Origin of the sequence: Streptomyces sp. NBC_00057, from assembly GCF_045041165.1 — a bacterium.
Lineage (GTDB): Bacteria > Actinomycetota > Actinomycetes > Streptomycetales > Streptomycetaceae > Streptomyces.
On the sequence record NZ_CP108256.1, the window covers coordinates 6,920,079 to 6,937,297 of the forward strand.

Sequence of the window (17,219 nt, forward strand, 5' to 3'; positions counted from 1 at the left end):
CAGCTGCTCGGCGTGAAGCAGCTGCGCGGCGGGCCGATCTCGGCGAGTCCGTCGGGCGCGCAGGGGTCGGGCGGCGGACGTCATCGGCCGGATTCCGACAGCCGGAGCCCGGCCTCCGCGCCTGCCCCTCTCACCCCTTGAGCGCTGCCTTCATCATCTTCTGGGCGATCGGCGCGGCCAGACCGTTGCCGCTGACCTCCGCGCGGGCCGCACCCGAGTCCTCGACGACCACCGCCACCGCGACCTCCTTGCCGTTGGAGTTGTCCTTCGCGTACGAGGTGAACCAGGCGTACGGGGTGTTGCTGTTGCCCACGCCGTTCTGCGCTGTACCCGTCTTGCCGCCCACTTCGGCTCCGGCGATCCGGGCGTTGGTGCCGGTGCCCTCTTCGACGACGGTCACCATCGCGCTGCGCAGCTGCTCGGCGGTGGACTGCGATACGACCCGCTTGGTGTCCCCATCCGAGAAGTCCTGCAGCGTGTTGCCCTTGGAGTCGGTCACCTCGGACACCATGTGCGGTGCGGCCAGTTCGCCACCGTTGGCGAGGGTGGCCGAGACCATGGCGATCTGCAGGGGCGTCGCGGTGACCTCGAACTGGCCGATGCCCGTCAGCGCCGTCTGCGGCTTGTCCATGTCGGACGGGTAGACGCTCTTGGAGGCCCGTACCGGCACATCGAGCTTCTCGGTGTTGAAGCCGAACTTCTCCGCCGTCGCCTTGACCTTGTCCTGGCCGAGGTCGGCTGCGACCTTCGCGAAGACGTTGTTGCAGGAGTACTGGAGCGCGGTGCGCAGCGTCGCGTTCTCGCAGGGGGCCGAGGCGTTCTCGTTCTTCAGGACGGTGCTGGTGTCGGGCAGGGTGTATGGATTGGGGCTGTTCGTGGGCTCGTCGACGGAGCCGTACAGCCCGTTCTCCAGCGCGGCGGCCGCCACCACCAGCTTGAACGTCGAACCGGGTGCCAGCGGTTGCCGCAGGGCACGGTTGACCATCGGCTTGTTCTCGTCGTCGAGCAGCTTCTGCCAGGCGTCGCCGTCCGTCGTCCCGCTGATCGTCGACGGGTCGTACGAAGGGGTGGAGACCATGCCGAGGATCCGCCCGGTCTTCGGGTCGATCGCGACCGCGGCGCCCTTGTCGTCGCCGAGCGCCTCGTACCCCGCCTTCTGCACATCCGGGTCGATCGTCGTCAGGACGTTGCCGGGGGCCGCCTGCTTGCCCGTCACCACGTCCATCGGGCTCTTCAGCCGGTCGTCGGTGCCGTCCAGCACATGGCTGTAGATCCCTTCGAGCTGTGTGGCACCGTACGCCTGCGAGCTGTAGCCGGTGACGGCCGAGTAGAGCTCGCCCTCGGTATAGGTGCGCTTGTACGCGAGGTCGCTGCCCACCGTTTTCTTCGATCCGGTGACCGGGTTCCCGGCCACGATGATGTCGCCGAGCGGCTGCGCGTACTGCGCGATGGTGTTCCGCCGGTTGTGTTCGTTGTCTGCGAGCGCCTCTGCCTGGTACGCCTGCAACCAGGTCGCCCGCACCAGCAGGGCGAGGACCAGCAGCAGGCAGAAGACCGAGGTGTGCCTGATCGTCTTGTTCATCCCACGGGATGGACGAGCGGGGCGCCGCGCGGCGTTCCCGGTTGTGCCGTTTCTCACCGATTCCTCATGATCGGCCGGGGCGGCCGGTGGTGATTCCCCGGGTTACCCCGGCAGGGTGAACAGCAGTTCGTCGGTCTCCTCGCCGCGGGCGTGCGCGTACCCGTGGTCCTTGCCGGTGACGGCGAATCCGCACTTTTCCAGCACCCGGCGCGAACCGGTGTTGTCGGCCGCGGCCCGTGCGTGCAGCGGGCGCTCCGGTACGACGTCGAGCAGCGCGCGCAGCGCTGCCGTCGCGAGCCCGCGGCCCCAGTGCACCCGGTCGATCCAGTAGGTGACCTGGCGGTCGTCCGGCGGCCCGTACGCCCCGGCGTTGCCGACCACCACGCCTTCCACGACCACCGTCCGCATCACGATGGAGCCGTCGGCCAGGATCCGCCGCCAGTGGGCGTCGAACGCATGCCGGTCGGTGGGGTCCTCGCTGGTGAAGGCGGCCGTCCTGACCGACTCCGGGTCGGACATGAACGCGAAGAACAATGACAGATCGCTGTCGCGCACCTCGCGCAGGGAAACCCGCATGATCAGAGCCTCCGGGTGGCCAGCGTCAGCCGGTCCCGCGCGTCGAACAGAGCGTCCTTCACCATCTGCTCGTGCGCGGGCGTGAGCCGGGCGACCGGCACCGAGCAGCTGATGGCGTCGCGGGCGGGGGTGCGGTACGGGATGGCGACGCCGAAGCAGCGCAGCCCGAGGGTGTTCTCCTCGCGGTCCACCGCGTACCCCTGCTCGCGGATGAGGTGCAGCTCCTCGATGAGCTTCTCGCGGTCGGTGATGGTGTGCTCGGTCAGCGCGGGCAGCGTCTGAGGGAGCATCTTGCGGACCTGCTCGTCGCTGTGGGTGGCGAGCAGCGCCTTGCCGAGCGAGGTGGAATGGGCGGGCAGCCGACGGCCGATGCGGGTGAAGGGGCGCAGATAGTGCTGGGACTGCCGGGTGGCGAGGTACACCACGTTCGTCCCGTCGAGGCGGGCCAGGTGGATGGTCTCCGTCGTGTCGTCGGAGAGCCTGTCCAGGGTCGGGCGGGCGGCCGCGACGACCTCGTCACCATCGATGTACGAGGTGCCGACCAGCAGGGCCCGTACGCCGATCCCGTACCGTGTGCCCGTCGCGTCGGTCTCCACCCAGCCCAGCTCCACCAGGGTGCGCAGCAGCATGTAGAGGCTGGACTTGGGATAGCCGACGGCCTCCTGCACCGCGGCGAGCGAGTGCATGCCGGGCCGCCCGGCGAAGTATTCGAGGAGTTCCACCGTCCGCACCGCGGACTTGACCTGTGCCCCACCAGACTCGGCAACCGACATCGCCCTACGCCCCTTCCAGCCCACTTACGAAACCCTGCGACTCCTTGCCAACACTGAACGCCCGGAAATAGAGTCGCTTCATATTCACGATCGGGAACTCTGTTCAGAATACCGAACAACTTCTGATGTGTGGCAGTGGAGCGGAAGGAATCACGGTGGCAGCAGTACCAGTCTGGAGCGTCGACCCCCGCACCGGGAACCCGCGTGAGCAGGTTGCGGTGGAGGCTACAGCGGAGGAGGTGGACCGCGCGGTCCGGGCCGCCCATGCGGTACGCGACTCGCTCGCCGACCGCACCGTGCGCGCCGCGTTCCTGCGTACCGCGGCCGATCTGCTCACCGAGGCCGGGGAGCACGTCATCGAGGCCGCCGACGCGGAGACCGCACTCGGACCGGCCCGGCTCACCGGCGAACTCGCCCGCACTGCGGCCCAGTTGCGGGCCTTCGCGGAGGTCGTCGACGAAGGCGCCTTCCTCGACATCCACATCGACCACGAGGACGCCACCAGGACCCCGCCCTGGCCCGATCTGCGCCGCTACAAGATCCCGCTCGGGGTCGTCGCCGTGTACGCGGCCAGCAACTTCCCGCTCGCCTTCTCCGTCCCCGGCGGCGACACCGCGAGCGCACTGGCGGCCGGCTGCCCGGTCGTCGTCAAGGCACACCCCGACCACCCCGCCACCTCCGAGCTGTGCGCCTCCGTACTGCGCCGGGCCGCGGCGCAGGTCGGATTGCCCGAGGACGTACTGATCCTGGTCCACGGCTTCGAGGCGGGCGTCGAGCTGATCAAGCACCCGCTCGTCGCCGCCGCCGGCTTCACCGGCTCGGTACGCGGCGGCCGCGCCCTGTTCGACGCGGCGGCGGCCCGCCCCGCCCCCATCCCCTTCCACGGCGAGCTGGGCTCCCTCAACCCCGTCGTCGTCACCGAGGCGGCCGCCGCCGAGCGCGGCGAGCAGATCGGCGCCGGGCTCGGGGGCTCGATGACCATGGGCGCGGGCCAGTTCTGCACCAAGCCCGGTTTCGTCCTGGCCCCGGCCGGCGAGACCGGCGACCGGTTGCTGAAGTCCCTGACCGACGCGGTCAGCGACACCGAGGCGGGCGTCCTGCTCGACCACCGGATGCGCGACGCCTTCCTCGCAGGCGTACGCGAACGGGCCGAACTCCCCGACGTGGAGGCCCCGGTCACCCCCGGCGCGGGTGGCGACCACAGCGTCGCGGCCGGCTTCCTGACCGTACCGGCGCACCTCCTTGCTGTTGAGGGCCCGCACGACGCGCTCCTTGAGGAGTGCTTCGGCCCCGTCACCGTCGTCGCCCGGTACGCCTCCGAGGACGAGATCACCGCCGTCCTCTCCCGGCTCCCCGGCAACCTCACCGCCACCCTCCAGACGGCCACGGACGGCGCCGACGCCGACGCCCCCGGACTCCTCGCGGCCCTCACCCCGCTGGCCGGCCGGGTCCTCGTCAACGGCTGGCCGACCGGCGTCGCCGTCGCCCCCGCCCAGCACCACGGCGGCCCCTACCCGGCCACCACCTCCACCTCCACCTCGGTCGGCGCCACCGCGATCGAACGCTGGCTGCGCCCCATCACCTACCAGACGACCCCCGAGGCCCTGCTCCCGCCGGAGCTCCACGACGACAACCCCCTGAACCTGCCCCGCCGAGTCGACGGCCGTCGCGCATGACCCCGCACCTCCCCGAACTCCCCTTTGAACTACACCCGTTCGGCCCCGAGGCCGAGTGGACGTACGAGAACGGTGTACTGACCGGCCGGGCGGGCGCCCGACAGGACCGGTTCGTACCGCCGGGCGGCGACGACCTCGACTCCGTGAGCGACGCCCCCCGCCTCCTCGGCCCCGCACCCCGGGGCGACTTCCAGCTGCTCGCCCGGGTGAAGGTCGGCTTCGCCGCGGCCTTCGACGCCGGCGTGCTCTACCTCCACGTCGGGGAACGGGAGTGGGCCAAGATCTGCCTGGAACTCTCCCCGGATCACCCCACCGTCTGCACGGTCGTCACCCGCGGCCACTCCGACGACGTCAACTCCTTCGTCGTGGACGGCGACAGCTTCTGGCTGCGCCTCAGCCGCACGGGCAACGCGTTCGCCTTCCACGCCTCGGCCGACGGCGAGAAGTGGACCTTCGTCCGCGTCTTCGCCCTCGGCGAGCCGGAGCAGGCGGCCGAGGCGTCGGTCGGCTTCCTGGTCCAGTCCCCGACGGGCGAGGGCTGCGAGGCGACGTTCGACCGGATCGCGTTTTGCACGACGGGACTTGACGACCTGCGCGACGGCAGCTGAGCGCTCGGACGCCTTCACCGTCACCTACATCCTCGCCCTCCGGCCCGGAGGGCGAGGATGTTCGTCGGGCCCGCGGTGCGTCGGCTCAGACCCCGCCCGCCTGCGCAGCCGCGCGAGGTACTGCAAGTGCTTCAGCTGCCCTTGGCGTACGTTCTGCCCACCCACGGCCCGGCAGAGCACGGACTCGTCAATGACCGCGCCGACAGGTTGTCCGCCGCGTCCAGGAACTCGGGCTGTGGTGTTCTGCGTTCTCGTTCCAGCGACCGGATCAGGTCCTCGCTGTACCCGAGTCGGTCGCCCACTTCCCGCTGGGTGAGGCCGGCCCGCTCGTCGTCGCCGAACCGGCGGCTGACGCGGTCATGCACGGGCGGCTGGACGGGCGGGGGTTCCGTCTCGGACTCGCCCTCCTCCCGAGCGGACGGCTGCGGATCGAGGTCACGGACCCGTGCGGCGAACGCCTCCCCGCTGCGTGCCGGGAAGCCGTTGAAGGAGGCCGGGGGCTGATCATCGTCGATGCCCTTGCGGCGGACTGGGGCGTACATCCGTACCCGCCGTCCGGCAAGACGGTATGGGCAGAGGTCTCCGCGACGCGATCGGGCGTCGGGCGACCTCCTGCCGGTGATTGCGCACCCTGCCCGGACAACCCACAGGCCCCCGGCAGCAAGTGAGCGCACCCGCACCTCGTCGTACCGGGAATGGTGCCCATCCGCCCCCACCGCACGCTATATACGCGTCTGTGCCGGCATGAGGGCACCCATGGCCTGATGATGGACGTCAGGGGCTCGCGTGTTCCGTAGATGATCGATGATTTTCGGCCTCGGTAGTGCGGTGATGGAACGTGATGGTCGTCCGGAGCCGGTGGGAGCCACGGTTTCCGGAGAGCGGCCCACGGTGACGCCATGCGGCCCGTGTGCTGCCTCCTCCGGGTCCTGTTCGCCGGTCGGTTGGGCGGGGATGGCGACCGGGTCGGTCAGCTCGAAAACCGTGATCTGATACCAGGCATACCAGGCCAACAGCACCGGCCGGCAGCGGCAATTTTTGGCGCACGATGTGCCATCGCGCAGTGCGGTGGACTACTAGATTGTTCGCGGCACCACGAGACCGACCATGACCTGCCCTCTTTCGTTCACCGGCAGTAAAATTGGCAGCCAGTCACCACGCATGGAATTCCTGGTGAACACCGGGTCCAGGCAGGCTGTCGGTCCGCACCACCGCGCTCGGCCGGGCTGACAGTGCTGGACGGTCGCGGCGTTCGCAGTACTTCCTGACCCGATCCGGTTGTCCGGGGACACCCCCATGGAGCCGGCCGAGAGTATGAGGCACGTTCTGTGAAGGTTCGTACGAGGTGGTCGAGCACTCTGATCGCCGGGGGATTGGCAGGGGTGCTGCTGACGGGTTGCGGCTCCCAAGGTGAGATCTGGCCCTTCGACGAGGACAAGGGGAAAATGGTCGTCGGGATGTCCGACGGCATCCTTGCGACGGATCCGGCCTCGGGGTACGACCCGGGGTCCTGGCTGCTGTTCAACAACGTCTTCCAGTCCTTGCTGAGCTTCCCGCCCGGGGGTGCCACCCCTGTGCCGGAGGCTGCCGAGGAGTGTCATTTCTCGGACGGCAGCAAGACCTACACCTGCTCCCTGCGTGGCGGGTTGAAGTTCAGCAACGGCAACAGCCTCACCTCGGCGGACGTCAAATACTCCTTCGACCGGGCGATCGGAATCAACGACCCGGCGGGCCCGGCGCCGCTGCTCTCCACCATCTCGTCGATCAGCACCCCGAGCGAGAAGACCGTCGTCTTCCACCTCAAGGTGCCCGATGCGACATTTCCCAGCAAGATCGCATCGGGTGCCGGTTCCATCGTGGACCGTCACGTCTATCCCAAGGACAGGCTGCTCAAGGGCGGCAAAACGGTTGGCTCCGGTCCCTACATGCTGGACTCCTTCGACAAGTCGAAGGCCGTCTTCTCGGTCTACTCCGGCTACCACGGAACCGCCGAGGTGAAGAACTCCGGCGTGACGCTGCGACTTTTCCAGGGCGACCAGCAGGCCCTCAAATCCTCCCTGGAGAAGGGCGAGGTCGACGTCGCATACCGTGGCCTCACCGCCAAGGCGATAGCCGCCCTGGATGCCTCGCCCACGGCGGGCAAGGACGGCATCGACGTAGTCCAGGGCAGCAGCGCCGAGGTCCAGCACATGGTCTTCAACATGGCCGACCCCGTGGTCGGCAAGATCGCCGTGCGCAAGGCCATCGCCTATCTCCTCGACCGCAACTCCCTGTTGAGCGATGTCTACCAGTCCACGGCGACGCCGCTCTACTCGATCGTCCCGGTCGGCATCACCGGCCACGGCACCTCCTTCTTCGACACGTACGGCGACGGCCCGCAGCCGCAGAAGGCGAAGGATGTCCTGAGGGACTCCGGTATCACCGACAAGGTGAAACTCACCCTCTGGTCCACCCCGAGCCGTTACGGACCCGCCACCGACGACGAACTGCGGACCATCGCGGATCAGCTGAACAAGAGCGGACTCTTCGACGCCAGGATGGAGACCGTCCCGTTCGACCAGTACGAGAAGGACATCGCCGACGGCGTGTACGGGGTCTACGTCAAGGGCTGGGTGCCGGACTATCCCGACCCCGACAATTTCACCCAGCCGTTCTTCGGCAAGGGCAACGTCCTGTCGAACAATTACGAGAACAGCGAGATAACCGACCGGATCATCCCGCAGACCTCGTCCATGACCGACCGCGCGAGCACCCGGCAGAAGTTCATCAAGCTGCAGGACATCGTGGCGCGCGAGCTGCCGCTCCTGCCGCTCTGGCAGGGCAAACAGTACGCAGTCGCCCACGAGAACGTCCGGGGCCTTCAGAATTGCCTGGACACATCGACTGTCTTCCGGTTCTGGGAACTCACCACTGCGTATTAGCCGAGGCCGTGTTCTACGGGGTCCGCTCGTCGGGCTGTTCGCGCCGCTCCCGGCAGCTCAGTTGCTGTCCCTCGACGAGGCGGTCGGCCCGCCACTCGGCAGCCGGGTCGTTGCCAGTGCCGTCAGCGTCAGCAGTGCGGCGCTGACGGCCAGGCTCATTCGGAGGCCGCCCTCGAAGCCGGTCGCGACCAAGGCGCCGAACGCCGCCACGCCCAGGCCGCCGGAAACCTGGCGGGCGGCGTTCAGGGCGCCCGCGGCGACACCGGCCCGGTCCGTCGGCACGGCCTCCATCCTGGCCGCGGTCAGCGGCGGCAGAGCCAGGCCCGCGGCAGCGCCATCCAGCGCCGCCTCGCCCTCACCCCGAGCGCGTACCGTGCCTCTTTCAGCAGGCTGACCGTGGCGCCGGTCGCGGCGGCCACGGTCTGATCCGGCCCGGGGTAGGTTCGGGCGTCGGGCGTCGGGCGGCGGAGGCAGGGCATGCGACGTGTGGTGCGGGGCTTCTGGGGGGCCCGGAAGGAGTCGGCCGAGGCGTTGACCCGGCGATGGAGGCTCACCCTGGACCAGCTTGCCGAGATCCTTCCGGCGGGTGGCTCGGGAGCTGTGTGGACGTGGCGGCAGGCCCCATCCCCGCGCACCTACCCCACGACGCACCCGTTCCCGCACGCGGCCCCATCCCTTGGACAGCCGGGGCCCGGGGCAGCGTCCTTGAACAGTTCTTGCTGCTGGCTGATGCGCCCCCGGACAGGAGTGCAGCCGCCAAGCGGGGCCGAGGCGGCGACGTTCGTGGCCTCGCGGGGCGGCGGTCCGCCGGCGTTGCCGTCACCGTTGCTGTCCTCGCCGACGCCATCCGGGCCGCAGCTGCCCGCGTCCGCATCACGGTCGAGTCGGACGCGGTCGGCGAACGCGAACTCACCTGGGGCGAACAGCTCGACGTACGCGAGATCGCCGCCTTTAGCTGTCGATCTCGGGGTGGAGCTTCTACGCGATCTTCCTGAGCGTTCTGCAACACGCTTTAGGCGCCCCAGCGGCGTCGCGCCTCGTCCCGCGCCGCCTCGATGAATTCATCAGGCGGGCAGTAGCCGTGGTCGACGATGTAGTGGAGTACCAGATTCGGCGCCACATAGAGTTCCCCGGCATCGGAGACCACCCGGATTTCGGCATTACCCAGACGATATCTGGATTCAAATCGAGCGGACTCACCGAAATGCTCAAACATTTCCGTGCATATCGTGCAGTAATGATATCCGCGGCTCTTGTTCTGCATGAGAGACCCCAGGTCGGAAAGGATCTCCCAATCCTCGACCGACACATCCCCGATGGTGTAGCTCTCATCACCTTCGAGCCAGCCAACGGTCAGCCCCTCGGGCTCGGCATGGTAGTCGAAATCGTACAGCGAAAGTTCGGGATAGTAAGTCAAGGATTTCCTTTCCGACAGGAAAAAAACGGCGTGGCCGGTGCCCATGGCGGGCACCGGCCACATTACCTCGCTCGCGACATCACAAGAACGGGTTGAACTCCCGGCACATGGCCATGTGGACGTTACCCATGCCTTGCCGAATGAGCGCGCTGATCCCGGTATCCCGTGTGACGGTCAGGCTGCCGCCCATGATGTTGAGGTCGGTCGGGGGGCCCAAGATGTAGTCGGGAAGCACGTCCCCCGGCCCGAAGGACTCCACGACGTCCGGGGCGTCCGGACTGCCGCGCTCGACCGCGAGCCCCGCGCTGTCGTTGAGGGTTCTGCGGTGCGGAATGTAGAAGTTCAGCGTGGTCCCCTGCGGAACCATGAAGCTTCCCGTGTTCCGTCCGATGGTCCCGTGACCGGAGAAGACGGTCTCCCCGTCGGGACGCCGGCCGGTGGTTACGCTTTCAGGCCCCTTCTTCTTCTCGCCGACGTTCTTCTGCTCGCGCCCCTTCACCACCAGCGGCTGATCATTGGAATCCTTACGCCCCGTGCGCTTCGAGGAGGCTCCCGAACCGCGCTTCTCCGTGGATTTGGCTGCGAGCTTCTTGCTCTTCTGTACCGCGTTCCCAGTTTTCTCGGCCGCCTTCTTCGCGGCTCTGGTGGCTGCTTCCTGTGCCCTCTTCTTCGCTGCCTGCGCAGCCTTCTTGGCGGCTGCCTTGGCCGCTGCGGCAGCCCTCTTGGCCGCCTCACGTGCGGCCTTGGCGGCTGCGATGATCTTGCGGGCCTTCTCCTGGGCCTTGCGCCAGGCGCTGATTGCGCTGAACGTCTTCTCGACCGCGCGCCAGATCTTCTTGCCCTTGCTGAAGACCGACGTCCACGGGATCGCGTCGATGATCAGCGAACCGCAGGCCCACATGTCGCCGCGCGAGAAGCAGCTCACGACGTCGTTCCAGCCGATGAACTCCTTGAACACCGCCCAGCCGACATTCATGATGATCTCGGACATCGACGTGTTCAGCTGCTGGTTGGCCCAGGCCTCCTCGGCAGTCTCGGCTGTACCGCCCCCGCCGCCCCCGCCGCCGTCCATCATCAGACCGCTGGGGTCGGCGAAGGTGACGGGGTTGTTCTCGCAGTAGACGTACCCGTTCATCTGGACCGGGTCGGCTATGTCGAGCACCGGGTCCGGGGAGATGAAGCGACCCGTCTGCGGGTCGTACTCACGCGCCCCGAGCTGGACCAGACCGGTGGAGTTGTCGTCCTCGCCGCCGATGTAGCCCTTGTGGGAGAGCCAACCCGCGTTCTTCTTGCGGGCGACGCCGAAGGGGTCGGTCTTGTCGAACTTCACCGCGTTGCCCGCGGCGAGCTTGACGTTGGCGTAGGCCGTGCCGTTCTGGTCGGTGACTTGCATCGACAGCTGGTCGGCGCCGCTGCCCTGCTTGAAGCGCATCACCACCGGGCCGCCGGCCTGCTGGTAGTAACGCTCGGTGTAGGCAGGCGTCCCGTCGGCGTTGACCGAGACGGTGGTGTCCCCGAGGTACAGGGTCCGGGTGCTCGTGGTGAGCGCCATCAGCCGCTCACCGGAAGGCCCGTAGACGTACGTGGTCTCGTCCGCCGGGGCCCACGACTGGGCTGCCCCGCTCGCGTCACACGTACCGAGCTGAAGGTCCGTGCCCGAGGCCGAGTTGGCACCCGGGACCACCAGGCACTTGCCCGAGGCGACGTGCTTGAGCTTGTGACCGGCCCCGACCGCAGTCCACTGCTGGGCCGCGGCCCCCGTGCAGTCCGCGATCACGACCGCTGTTCCGTCGGCGGTCGCGCCGTCCTTCGGCACGACACACCGGCCGAGGACCTTCAACGCGCCCTTGGACGAATCGGTGGGCGTGGCACCCTCGATCCTCAGCTGCTGAGCGCGGGTGCCGTTGCAGGCGTAGAGCTGGAGCGCGGTGCCCGCGACCGTCGAACTGGACGAGAGGTCGAGGCACTTGCCGGAGAGACCGATCCAGGCCCCCGCGCCGCCCTCGCCGAAGCCGGTGACCGACTCCAGCTTGCCGTCCCAGGTCCAGGTCAGGCCCTGTTCGTCGCCGCCGTCGGTTCGGGTCTCGGTGTTTCCGGCGTCGTCGTACGTACGGGTCGAGGCCTTGGTGACCTTGGCACCCGCGTCCGTCAGGTAGGTGGACGATATCCCGGTCAGGGTGTGCGGCTGGGTGCCGTCCGCCTTGCCGTAGGTGTACGAGGTGGTGGCGTCCTTGGCCGGGTCGAGGACCGTGGTCGGGGTGCCTGCGGTGCCGAGGTAGTGGTCGACCTCGGTCTTGCGGTTGCCCATGGCGTCGTACGTGTACGACTTGTGGTACCCGTCGCCCGCGGCACCGATCGTCGGCGCGCTCGGCGTCCCGTCGGCCTTCACCGCACACTCTGTGTCCGACGCCGTCCACGCCTGCGTCAGCTGACCGATGGGGTCGTAGCTGAAGCACTGGCGGTCGGTGGCCGAGTCGACCGCGTCCTCGATCTTCGTGACGTTGCCGGCCGGGTCGTACGCGTAGGAACGCATGTTGACGCGGTTGCCGAGCACCGTTGAGGTGTCGCTGGTGGACTCGCGGTCGGTGTACGACTTCGTCAGTTCACCGGTCCGCTCGTCGTACAGGTTGGTCGTCCAGACCCGGTTGGGGTTCTCACCCGTGACCGCCCGCAGGACTTGGCCGTAGACGCTGTAGTCGGTGTCCGCGTTGTACCAGTCCAGGCCCGACGTGGAGATCGGAAGCCCGTCCTCGTTGTACCGGGTGACGATCTTCTCCGGGGAGAGACCGCCCGCCGCGGGCAGCGAGGCCGACCTCAGCTGACCGGACTTGCTGTACTCGTAGGCGTAGGCGTAGGTCTCCTGGAGTCCGTACTGCGCCGCGATCGTCGCCGGCAGCGTCAGTTTCATACCCGTCGGCTGGTACTCGGCGGTGTAGCCCGTGACGGTTTTGGTGTAGGGCAGCCCGTCCGTGTAACGGGTTGTCGTGGACGGGAATCCCAGGCCGCCGATGACCTGGTCGTAGGTGGCAGACGTCAGCAGCTCGCCCGTGGAGGAACCCTTCCGTTGCTCGGTCACGCGGCCGAGCTCGTCGTACTTCGTCCAGGTCGTGGACTGCTTGCTGTCGGTGGCCGCCTCGGGGCGGCCGAGCACGTCGTACGCGGTTTTGGTCGTGCCTGTGTCCGGGTCGGTCGCCGTGACCTGCCGGCCGAGGGCGTCGTAGGTCCAGGACCAGACGTTCTTGGTGGAGTCCTCCGCCTTGACCTGGTCGCCACGGGCGTCGAAGGAGTACGTCGTTGATCTGAACGCGGTGCGTGCCGCGTCCGTGTAGGTGTCGACGCGGACGGTGCGGCCCTGCGCGTCGCTCCAGGTGCGCTGGGCGGCGCCGCCGGTGGGCGGGATGACGGTGGACCAGTCGTAGCCGTACTCGTAGCGCGTCGCCTTGGCGGGCACCGTGGCGCCCGCCATGTACGGGGTCTCGGACAGGACGCGGCCCTGGCCGTCGTACTTGTACAGCGTGGCGTTCGGGATCTTGAAGTCGGAGTCGACCTCGAACATCACCGGCTGCGGCAGACCGTCGGCGTAGTAGCCGTTGTTGGTGCGCGCGATGGTGCCGTTGGCGCTGTAGATGGTGTCGGTGATCAGGCGTCCGTCGCCGACCGCCGGTTCCTGGCGCTGGCGTTCGCGGCCGAGGCCGTCGTAGAAGACGACGGAGTCGTCGTATTCGACGCCGTTGTCCTTCAGCGTGGAGCTGATGACGTTGACCGGCTCACCGGGTGCGGTCTTGTAGGTGAACTTCACCGAGGGGGCCTCGGTGGCGGCCTGCGAGGTTCCCCAGCCTGCGGTGGTGCGGCCGAGCGCGTCGTACTGGTAGAGGGTCGTGCGCCCGTTGGCGTCGACCTCCTTGAGCGTGGTGCCCCGGGCAGGCTCCAGGTAGGTGGTGGAGGTGTGGCCCTTCGCGTTCTCCTCGTTGATCGAGTAGACCTGGCCGGTGGACGGCGTATAGGTGGTCTTCTCGGTCTCGTTCTTGGCGTTGGTCGTCGTCAGGACGCGACCGTAGGAGTCGTACGTGAGCTTCGCGGTCTGCTGCCAGGTGCTGCCCGTGCCGTCCAGCGACCAGGTGGTGGTCGCCGAACCAGAGGTCGGGGTGGCGGCGAACGCCTGGTCGTCGTAGGCGATGCGGGAGCCGGCGATACGGGCGGAGACGGGGGCGGTGGCGGCAGCGGCACACGTGCCCGCCGTCGTCAGCGTCTCCTTGTCCAGGCCGATGAGGTTCTTGGCCGTGTTGTGGACGTAGCTGAGGACCGAGCACGTCTCGTCGCCGGTCTTGCCGGTGTCACCGAGGGACTCCACGGTGAGCGGCAGGCCGTAGGTGGTGTCGTACGTGGTGTTGGTGCGCAGCGAACGCCACGGTCGCGTCTCGTTCACGTCGTACGTGCCCGAGGAGCGGGTGGTGGTGATGGTGTGGTCGTCCAGCACCCGGTACGCCTTGAGCGGCGGGATGCCGTCGGCCCGGGTGCGGCTCGCCAGCTCCACGACCTTCGGGTAGTCGACGGACCGGGAGATCATGGTGCCGTCGAGCCCGGTGTAGTCGAGTTCCTCGGCGACGCGACCCTGGAGGGCGAGGTCGTCGGCGGCGATGTCCGCCCCGTCGCTGTCCTTGACGGTCACGGCGCGCTTGCCGCCGCCGGGGAGCGGGTCCCCGTTCATGCCCCGGAAATAGCGCACCTCCGACATGGACTGCGCGCTGCCCTCGTAGGCGTCCGAAATGTCGGCGCCGCTGATGGTGCGGACCCGGGAGAAACCGCGCCACTGGTCGTAGGTGCGGGTCTTCTTCTTGGAGAACTCGGCCTGGTTCAGTGCCCAGGCGCCCTTGGTGTCGCCGTTGTCGCCGTAGACGTACGACGTGGTGACCGTCGCGATGCCCTTGACGCCCGGCAGCTCCTGCACGGTGTCGACGACGTACTTGTTGAACCACTCGATGGACTCGTCGACCTTGTCCGGGTCCGGGTGCCAGTACGCCGGGTAGCACAGACCGGTGTTGCTCTCGACGGCCGGGAAGCCCGATCCGGTCCTGCACGGACCAGTGGGCTCGCGGTAGTCGACGAAGGTCTCGCCGCCGTACTCACTGATGATCCGCTCGACGCGCAGGCGATCGAACGTCGGGTTGGGGTCCTTCTCGCCCCGGCGCACGCGGTTCGGCATGGGCTGGGTGTTGGGGACGAAGGTCACCGGCCGCAGGGGCAGCGACTTACCGTCGGTGCCGTATCCGCTGCGGGTGATGGAGTCCAGCCACAGGGCCGTTCCCTCGTCGGTGCGTTCGGCCGGCAGCGACTGCTCCAGCGTCCAGCTGTCCACCTTGGAGAGCGCGGTGGAGCCCTCGGTGCGCTGGGTGGAGGTGGTGACCTGGGCCAGCCGCTTGCGTGTCCAGAAGGTCGGGACCGGGACGTAGCAGTCCTTGCCGGACTCGCAGAGGAGGTCGGCGGGGGTGTCGTACCAGATGTGGTTCTTGGCGTAGTCGCCCGAGGTGAAGTTGGCCTCGGAGCAGGCGATGCCGTCCTCGACGAAGCACCGCTCGTCCACCGCGAAATCGACGCGGGCCAGCGGCTGGGCGCTGAACAGGGTGCTCGCGCGCTGCCCGTAGTCGATGCGCTTCAGGTAGCCGCCCCGGTCGTAGGAGACCGGGGTCTTGAACTTCATGTTCTTGGCGTAGAGGCTCTTCTCCTTGTCCCACCACAGGGACATGGCGCTGCCGGAGGTGTCGACGACGTAGTCGAGATTCCAGCGCCAGCCGCGGTTGCAGAAGGATTTGGTGAAGTCGGCGTCGTAGCAGTCCTCGCCGGGCTGGTTGCCGGATACGGGCACCGTGAGGACCGAGTCGGTCACCGGGTCGTCGTCGGCGGTGCCGTTGTCGCTCCAGCCGGGGAGCTTGTGCATCCCGAAGTAGTAGATGGTGCCGTCGCGGGTGGTGACCTCCCAGTACTCGCCGAGGGAGTCGCCGTTGCCCAGCGCGGTGTTCTTCAGCAGCCGGACTCGCGAGCCGTCGCCGTTGGCGGTGACCCACTCGTTGCCCGTCTCTTTGTCGTCCTTGACGAGCTCGGTGGTGGTCCCGCCGAGGGTCAGGGTCGCGTTGTCGGAGCCGTAACAGAGGTCGCTGGTCTTGCGGTTGGCGTTGTTGCCGCCGGACGTGTCGTCACGGCAGGTCCGGTAGGTGCGCGTGATCGAGCCGGGGTTGTACTCCCAGCCGTCACCGATCCAGGAAGCCTGGTTGTTGGTGGTGGACGTACGGCCGTCCACCCCCTGCGAGTTGTAGCCGAAGGCGAGGCTCGGTGCCGGGCCGCCGGGGACCGACGGCGGCTGGAGCTGGTACGTGTACGAGAATGCGCCCGAGCTGCTGCCCGCCGTCCAGGAACCGGCGCTGGCCAGCGGGGTGGCGGAGAAGTCACCCTTCGCGCCGCCGCCGCTGGACGTGGCCATGAAGACGGAGGACCCGGAATTGCTCGCCGCGCTCAGTGCCGCCGCACGGGTGAGCGGGACCGAGGTGGTGGAGGGGGTGCGGTACAGCGCCGTGGACACCATGGACCCGGTGGTCGCCGACGCCGTGTTCACGGACGCGGCCGTGTCGGTGAGGTCGGCGACATCGAGGGTGGCCTCGATGCGGCGCTCACCGTCGAGGATGCCGTCACCCTCGACGTCGGTTTCCTGGGGGACGACGACGTTGGTGGTGTCGACCTCGGTCGGCTCCGAGCACGCCTCGACGTCCGGAGTGGTCAGGAAGCACTCGGGGAACTTGACGAGCTGAAGCCGGTCCGCCCAGTTGGCGCCGTACAGCTCGGCGAAGTCGGTGTAGTCGAGCGCGACCACCGCGTCGCCCGTGGCACCGGCCGGCGGCGTCACGGTGAACACGAGGCCCTCGACGTCGGCCGCCGCGGACTCCGCCTGGCTGGCGAGAGCGACCTGCCAGTCGCCCTCCAGTGCTGTCGTCTCCTCGGCGGTGGCGGTGGCGGGAGCACCGATCTCGATCGGCAGCGTGCTGATCGGCTGGGTCTCGCCGGGCGTCAGGGCCGCCACCGTACCGGTGGCCGGCGTGGTGATGCCGGTCCCCGTCGGCGCGGTGGTCTTCTTCGGCTCGTAGTCCTCGGTCGGCGGCACCTCGCCGGTGGTCATGTCGGCCAGACCGCCGCCGTCCTCACCGTCCGCGAGGACGGGCTTCGGCAGGTCGACGAGGTCGACCCCCGACCGGCTGCTCGGTGGCGGCACGGCGTAGGCGCTCGGCAGCATGCCGACCGTCACGGCGGTGGCGGCGACGACGATCACGCCGATGCGAGCCCGTCTCTGACGACGACGTTGTTTCTCGGTGCCGGGAAGCCTCCCCCGGCCACTCCACGAAAGTGATCCCCACACGACGGCCGCAGCCCCCCACAGTCGATCCCGACCACCGGCCGAACCGTGCGAAACACCGGGCGCCGAAGGCTACTTGATTCGCCGAATGGTCAGCCATGAATTCACAACTCGTCAAATGATCTGGGGTAGCAGTGATCTCACTCACGCGACATTTTTCATCTATGTTCTCTTTGCTTCTACTATTCCCTCATTCAGGAAATTGGCGCCCATTCACTTCAAGATCAACTTAGATATGGGCAAAGTGGTGAACGGAGGCATCTAGCG

General features: G+C 68.2%; 12 protein-coding genes. 3 read left to right on the forward strand and 9 right to left on the reverse strand.

Features of this window, described 5'->3' with window-relative positions; translation table 11 throughout:
* Nucleotides 1–130: 130 nt before the first annotated feature.
* The 3 genes from OG953_RS32580 to OG953_RS32590 form a co-directional block, all read right to left on the reverse strand.
* Complete coding sequence (locus OG953_RS32580; protein ID WP_405688811.1) at nucleotides 131–1,582, reverse strand: peptidoglycan D,D-transpeptidase FtsI family protein; 1,452 nt, start codon at nucleotides 1,580–1,582, stop codon at nucleotides 131–133.
* Between the two features lie 102 nt (nucleotides 1,583–1,684).
* Nucleotides 1,685–2,158, reverse strand: coding sequence for a GNAT family N-acetyltransferase (locus tag OG953_RS32585; protein ID WP_405688812.1), 474 nt, complete (start codon nucleotides 2,156–2,158; stop codon nucleotides 1,685–1,687).
* Between the two features lie 2 nt (nucleotides 2,159–2,160).
* Complete coding sequence (locus OG953_RS32590; protein WP_405688813.1) at nucleotides 2,161–2,931, reverse strand: IclR family transcriptional regulator; 771 nt, start codon at nucleotides 2,929–2,931, stop codon at nucleotides 2,161–2,163.
* Nucleotides 2,932–3,086: 155 nt separating this feature from the next.
* Between OG953_RS32590 and OG953_RS32595 the strand changes: the two genes are divergently transcribed.
* Together OG953_RS32595 and OG953_RS32600 are read left to right on the forward strand one after the other, a co-directional pair.
* Nucleotides 3,087–4,607 carry an aldehyde dehydrogenase (NADP(+)) gene (locus OG953_RS32595; protein ID WP_405688814.1) on the forward strand — a complete coding sequence of 507 codons (1,521 nt, stop codon included), beginning with the start codon at nucleotides 3,087–3,089 and terminating at the stop codon, nucleotides 4,605–4,607.
* Complete coding sequence (locus OG953_RS32600) at nucleotides 4,604–5,215, forward strand: DUF1349 domain-containing protein (RefSeq protein ID WP_405688815.1); 612 nt, start codon at nucleotides 4,604–4,606, stop codon at nucleotides 5,213–5,215. The genes OG953_RS32595 and OG953_RS32600 overlap by 4 nt, the downstream gene beginning before the upstream one ends.
* A 24-nt stretch (nucleotides 5,216–5,239) precedes the next feature.
* Here the strand turns inward: OG953_RS32600 and OG953_RS32605 are convergent, their stop codons facing one another.
* Nucleotides 5,240–5,395: a hypothetical protein gene (locus tag OG953_RS32605; protein ID WP_405688816.1), complete on the reverse strand. Its 156-nt coding sequence runs from the start codon at nucleotides 5,393–5,395 to the stop codon at nucleotides 5,240–5,242.
* A complete protein-coding gene (locus OG953_RS32610) occupies nucleotides 5,347–5,757 on the reverse strand; it encodes a multiprotein-bridging factor 1 family protein (RefSeq protein ID WP_405688817.1) in 411 nt (136 codons plus the stop codon). The genes OG953_RS32605 and OG953_RS32610 overlap by 49 nt, the downstream gene beginning before the upstream one ends.
* Nucleotides 5,758–6,543: 786 nt before the next feature.
* On the opposite strand from OG953_RS32610, the gene OG953_RS32615 reads away from it, so the two are divergent.
* Nucleotides 6,544–8,136 (forward strand): ABC transporter substrate-binding protein, encoded by a 1,593-nt coding sequence (locus OG953_RS32615; RefSeq protein WP_405688819.1) that lies wholly within the window; start codon nucleotides 6,544–6,546, stop codon nucleotides 8,134–8,136.
* 57 nt (nucleotides 8,137–8,193) lie between these two features.
* On the opposite strand, the gene OG953_RS32620 is transcribed toward OG953_RS32615, so the two are convergent.
* The 4 genes from OG953_RS32620 to OG953_RS32635 form a co-directional block, all read right to left on the reverse strand.
* A complete protein-coding gene (locus OG953_RS32620; RefSeq protein WP_405688820.1) occupies nucleotides 8,194–8,418 on the reverse strand; it encodes a hypothetical protein in 225 nt (74 codons plus the stop codon).
* A gap of 20 nt (nucleotides 8,419–8,438) precedes the next feature.
* Nucleotides 8,439–8,690 carry a hypothetical protein gene (locus OG953_RS32625; RefSeq protein ID WP_405688821.1) on the reverse strand — a complete coding sequence of 84 codons (252 nt, stop codon included), beginning with the start codon at nucleotides 8,688–8,690 and terminating at the stop codon, nucleotides 8,439–8,441.
* 458 nt (nucleotides 8,691–9,148) lie between these two features.
* Nucleotides 9,149–9,607: a hypothetical protein gene (locus OG953_RS32630; RefSeq protein WP_405688823.1), complete on the reverse strand. Its 459-nt coding sequence runs from the start codon at nucleotides 9,605–9,607 to the stop codon at nucleotides 9,149–9,151.
* A 25-nt stretch (nucleotides 9,608–9,632) separates the two neighbouring features.
* Entirely contained in the window at nucleotides 9,633–16,868 is a 7,236-nt protein-coding gene (locus OG953_RS32635; RefSeq protein ID WP_405688824.1) for a putative adhesin, read from the reverse strand.
* Between the last annotated feature and the right edge of the window lie 351 nt (nucleotides 16,869–17,219).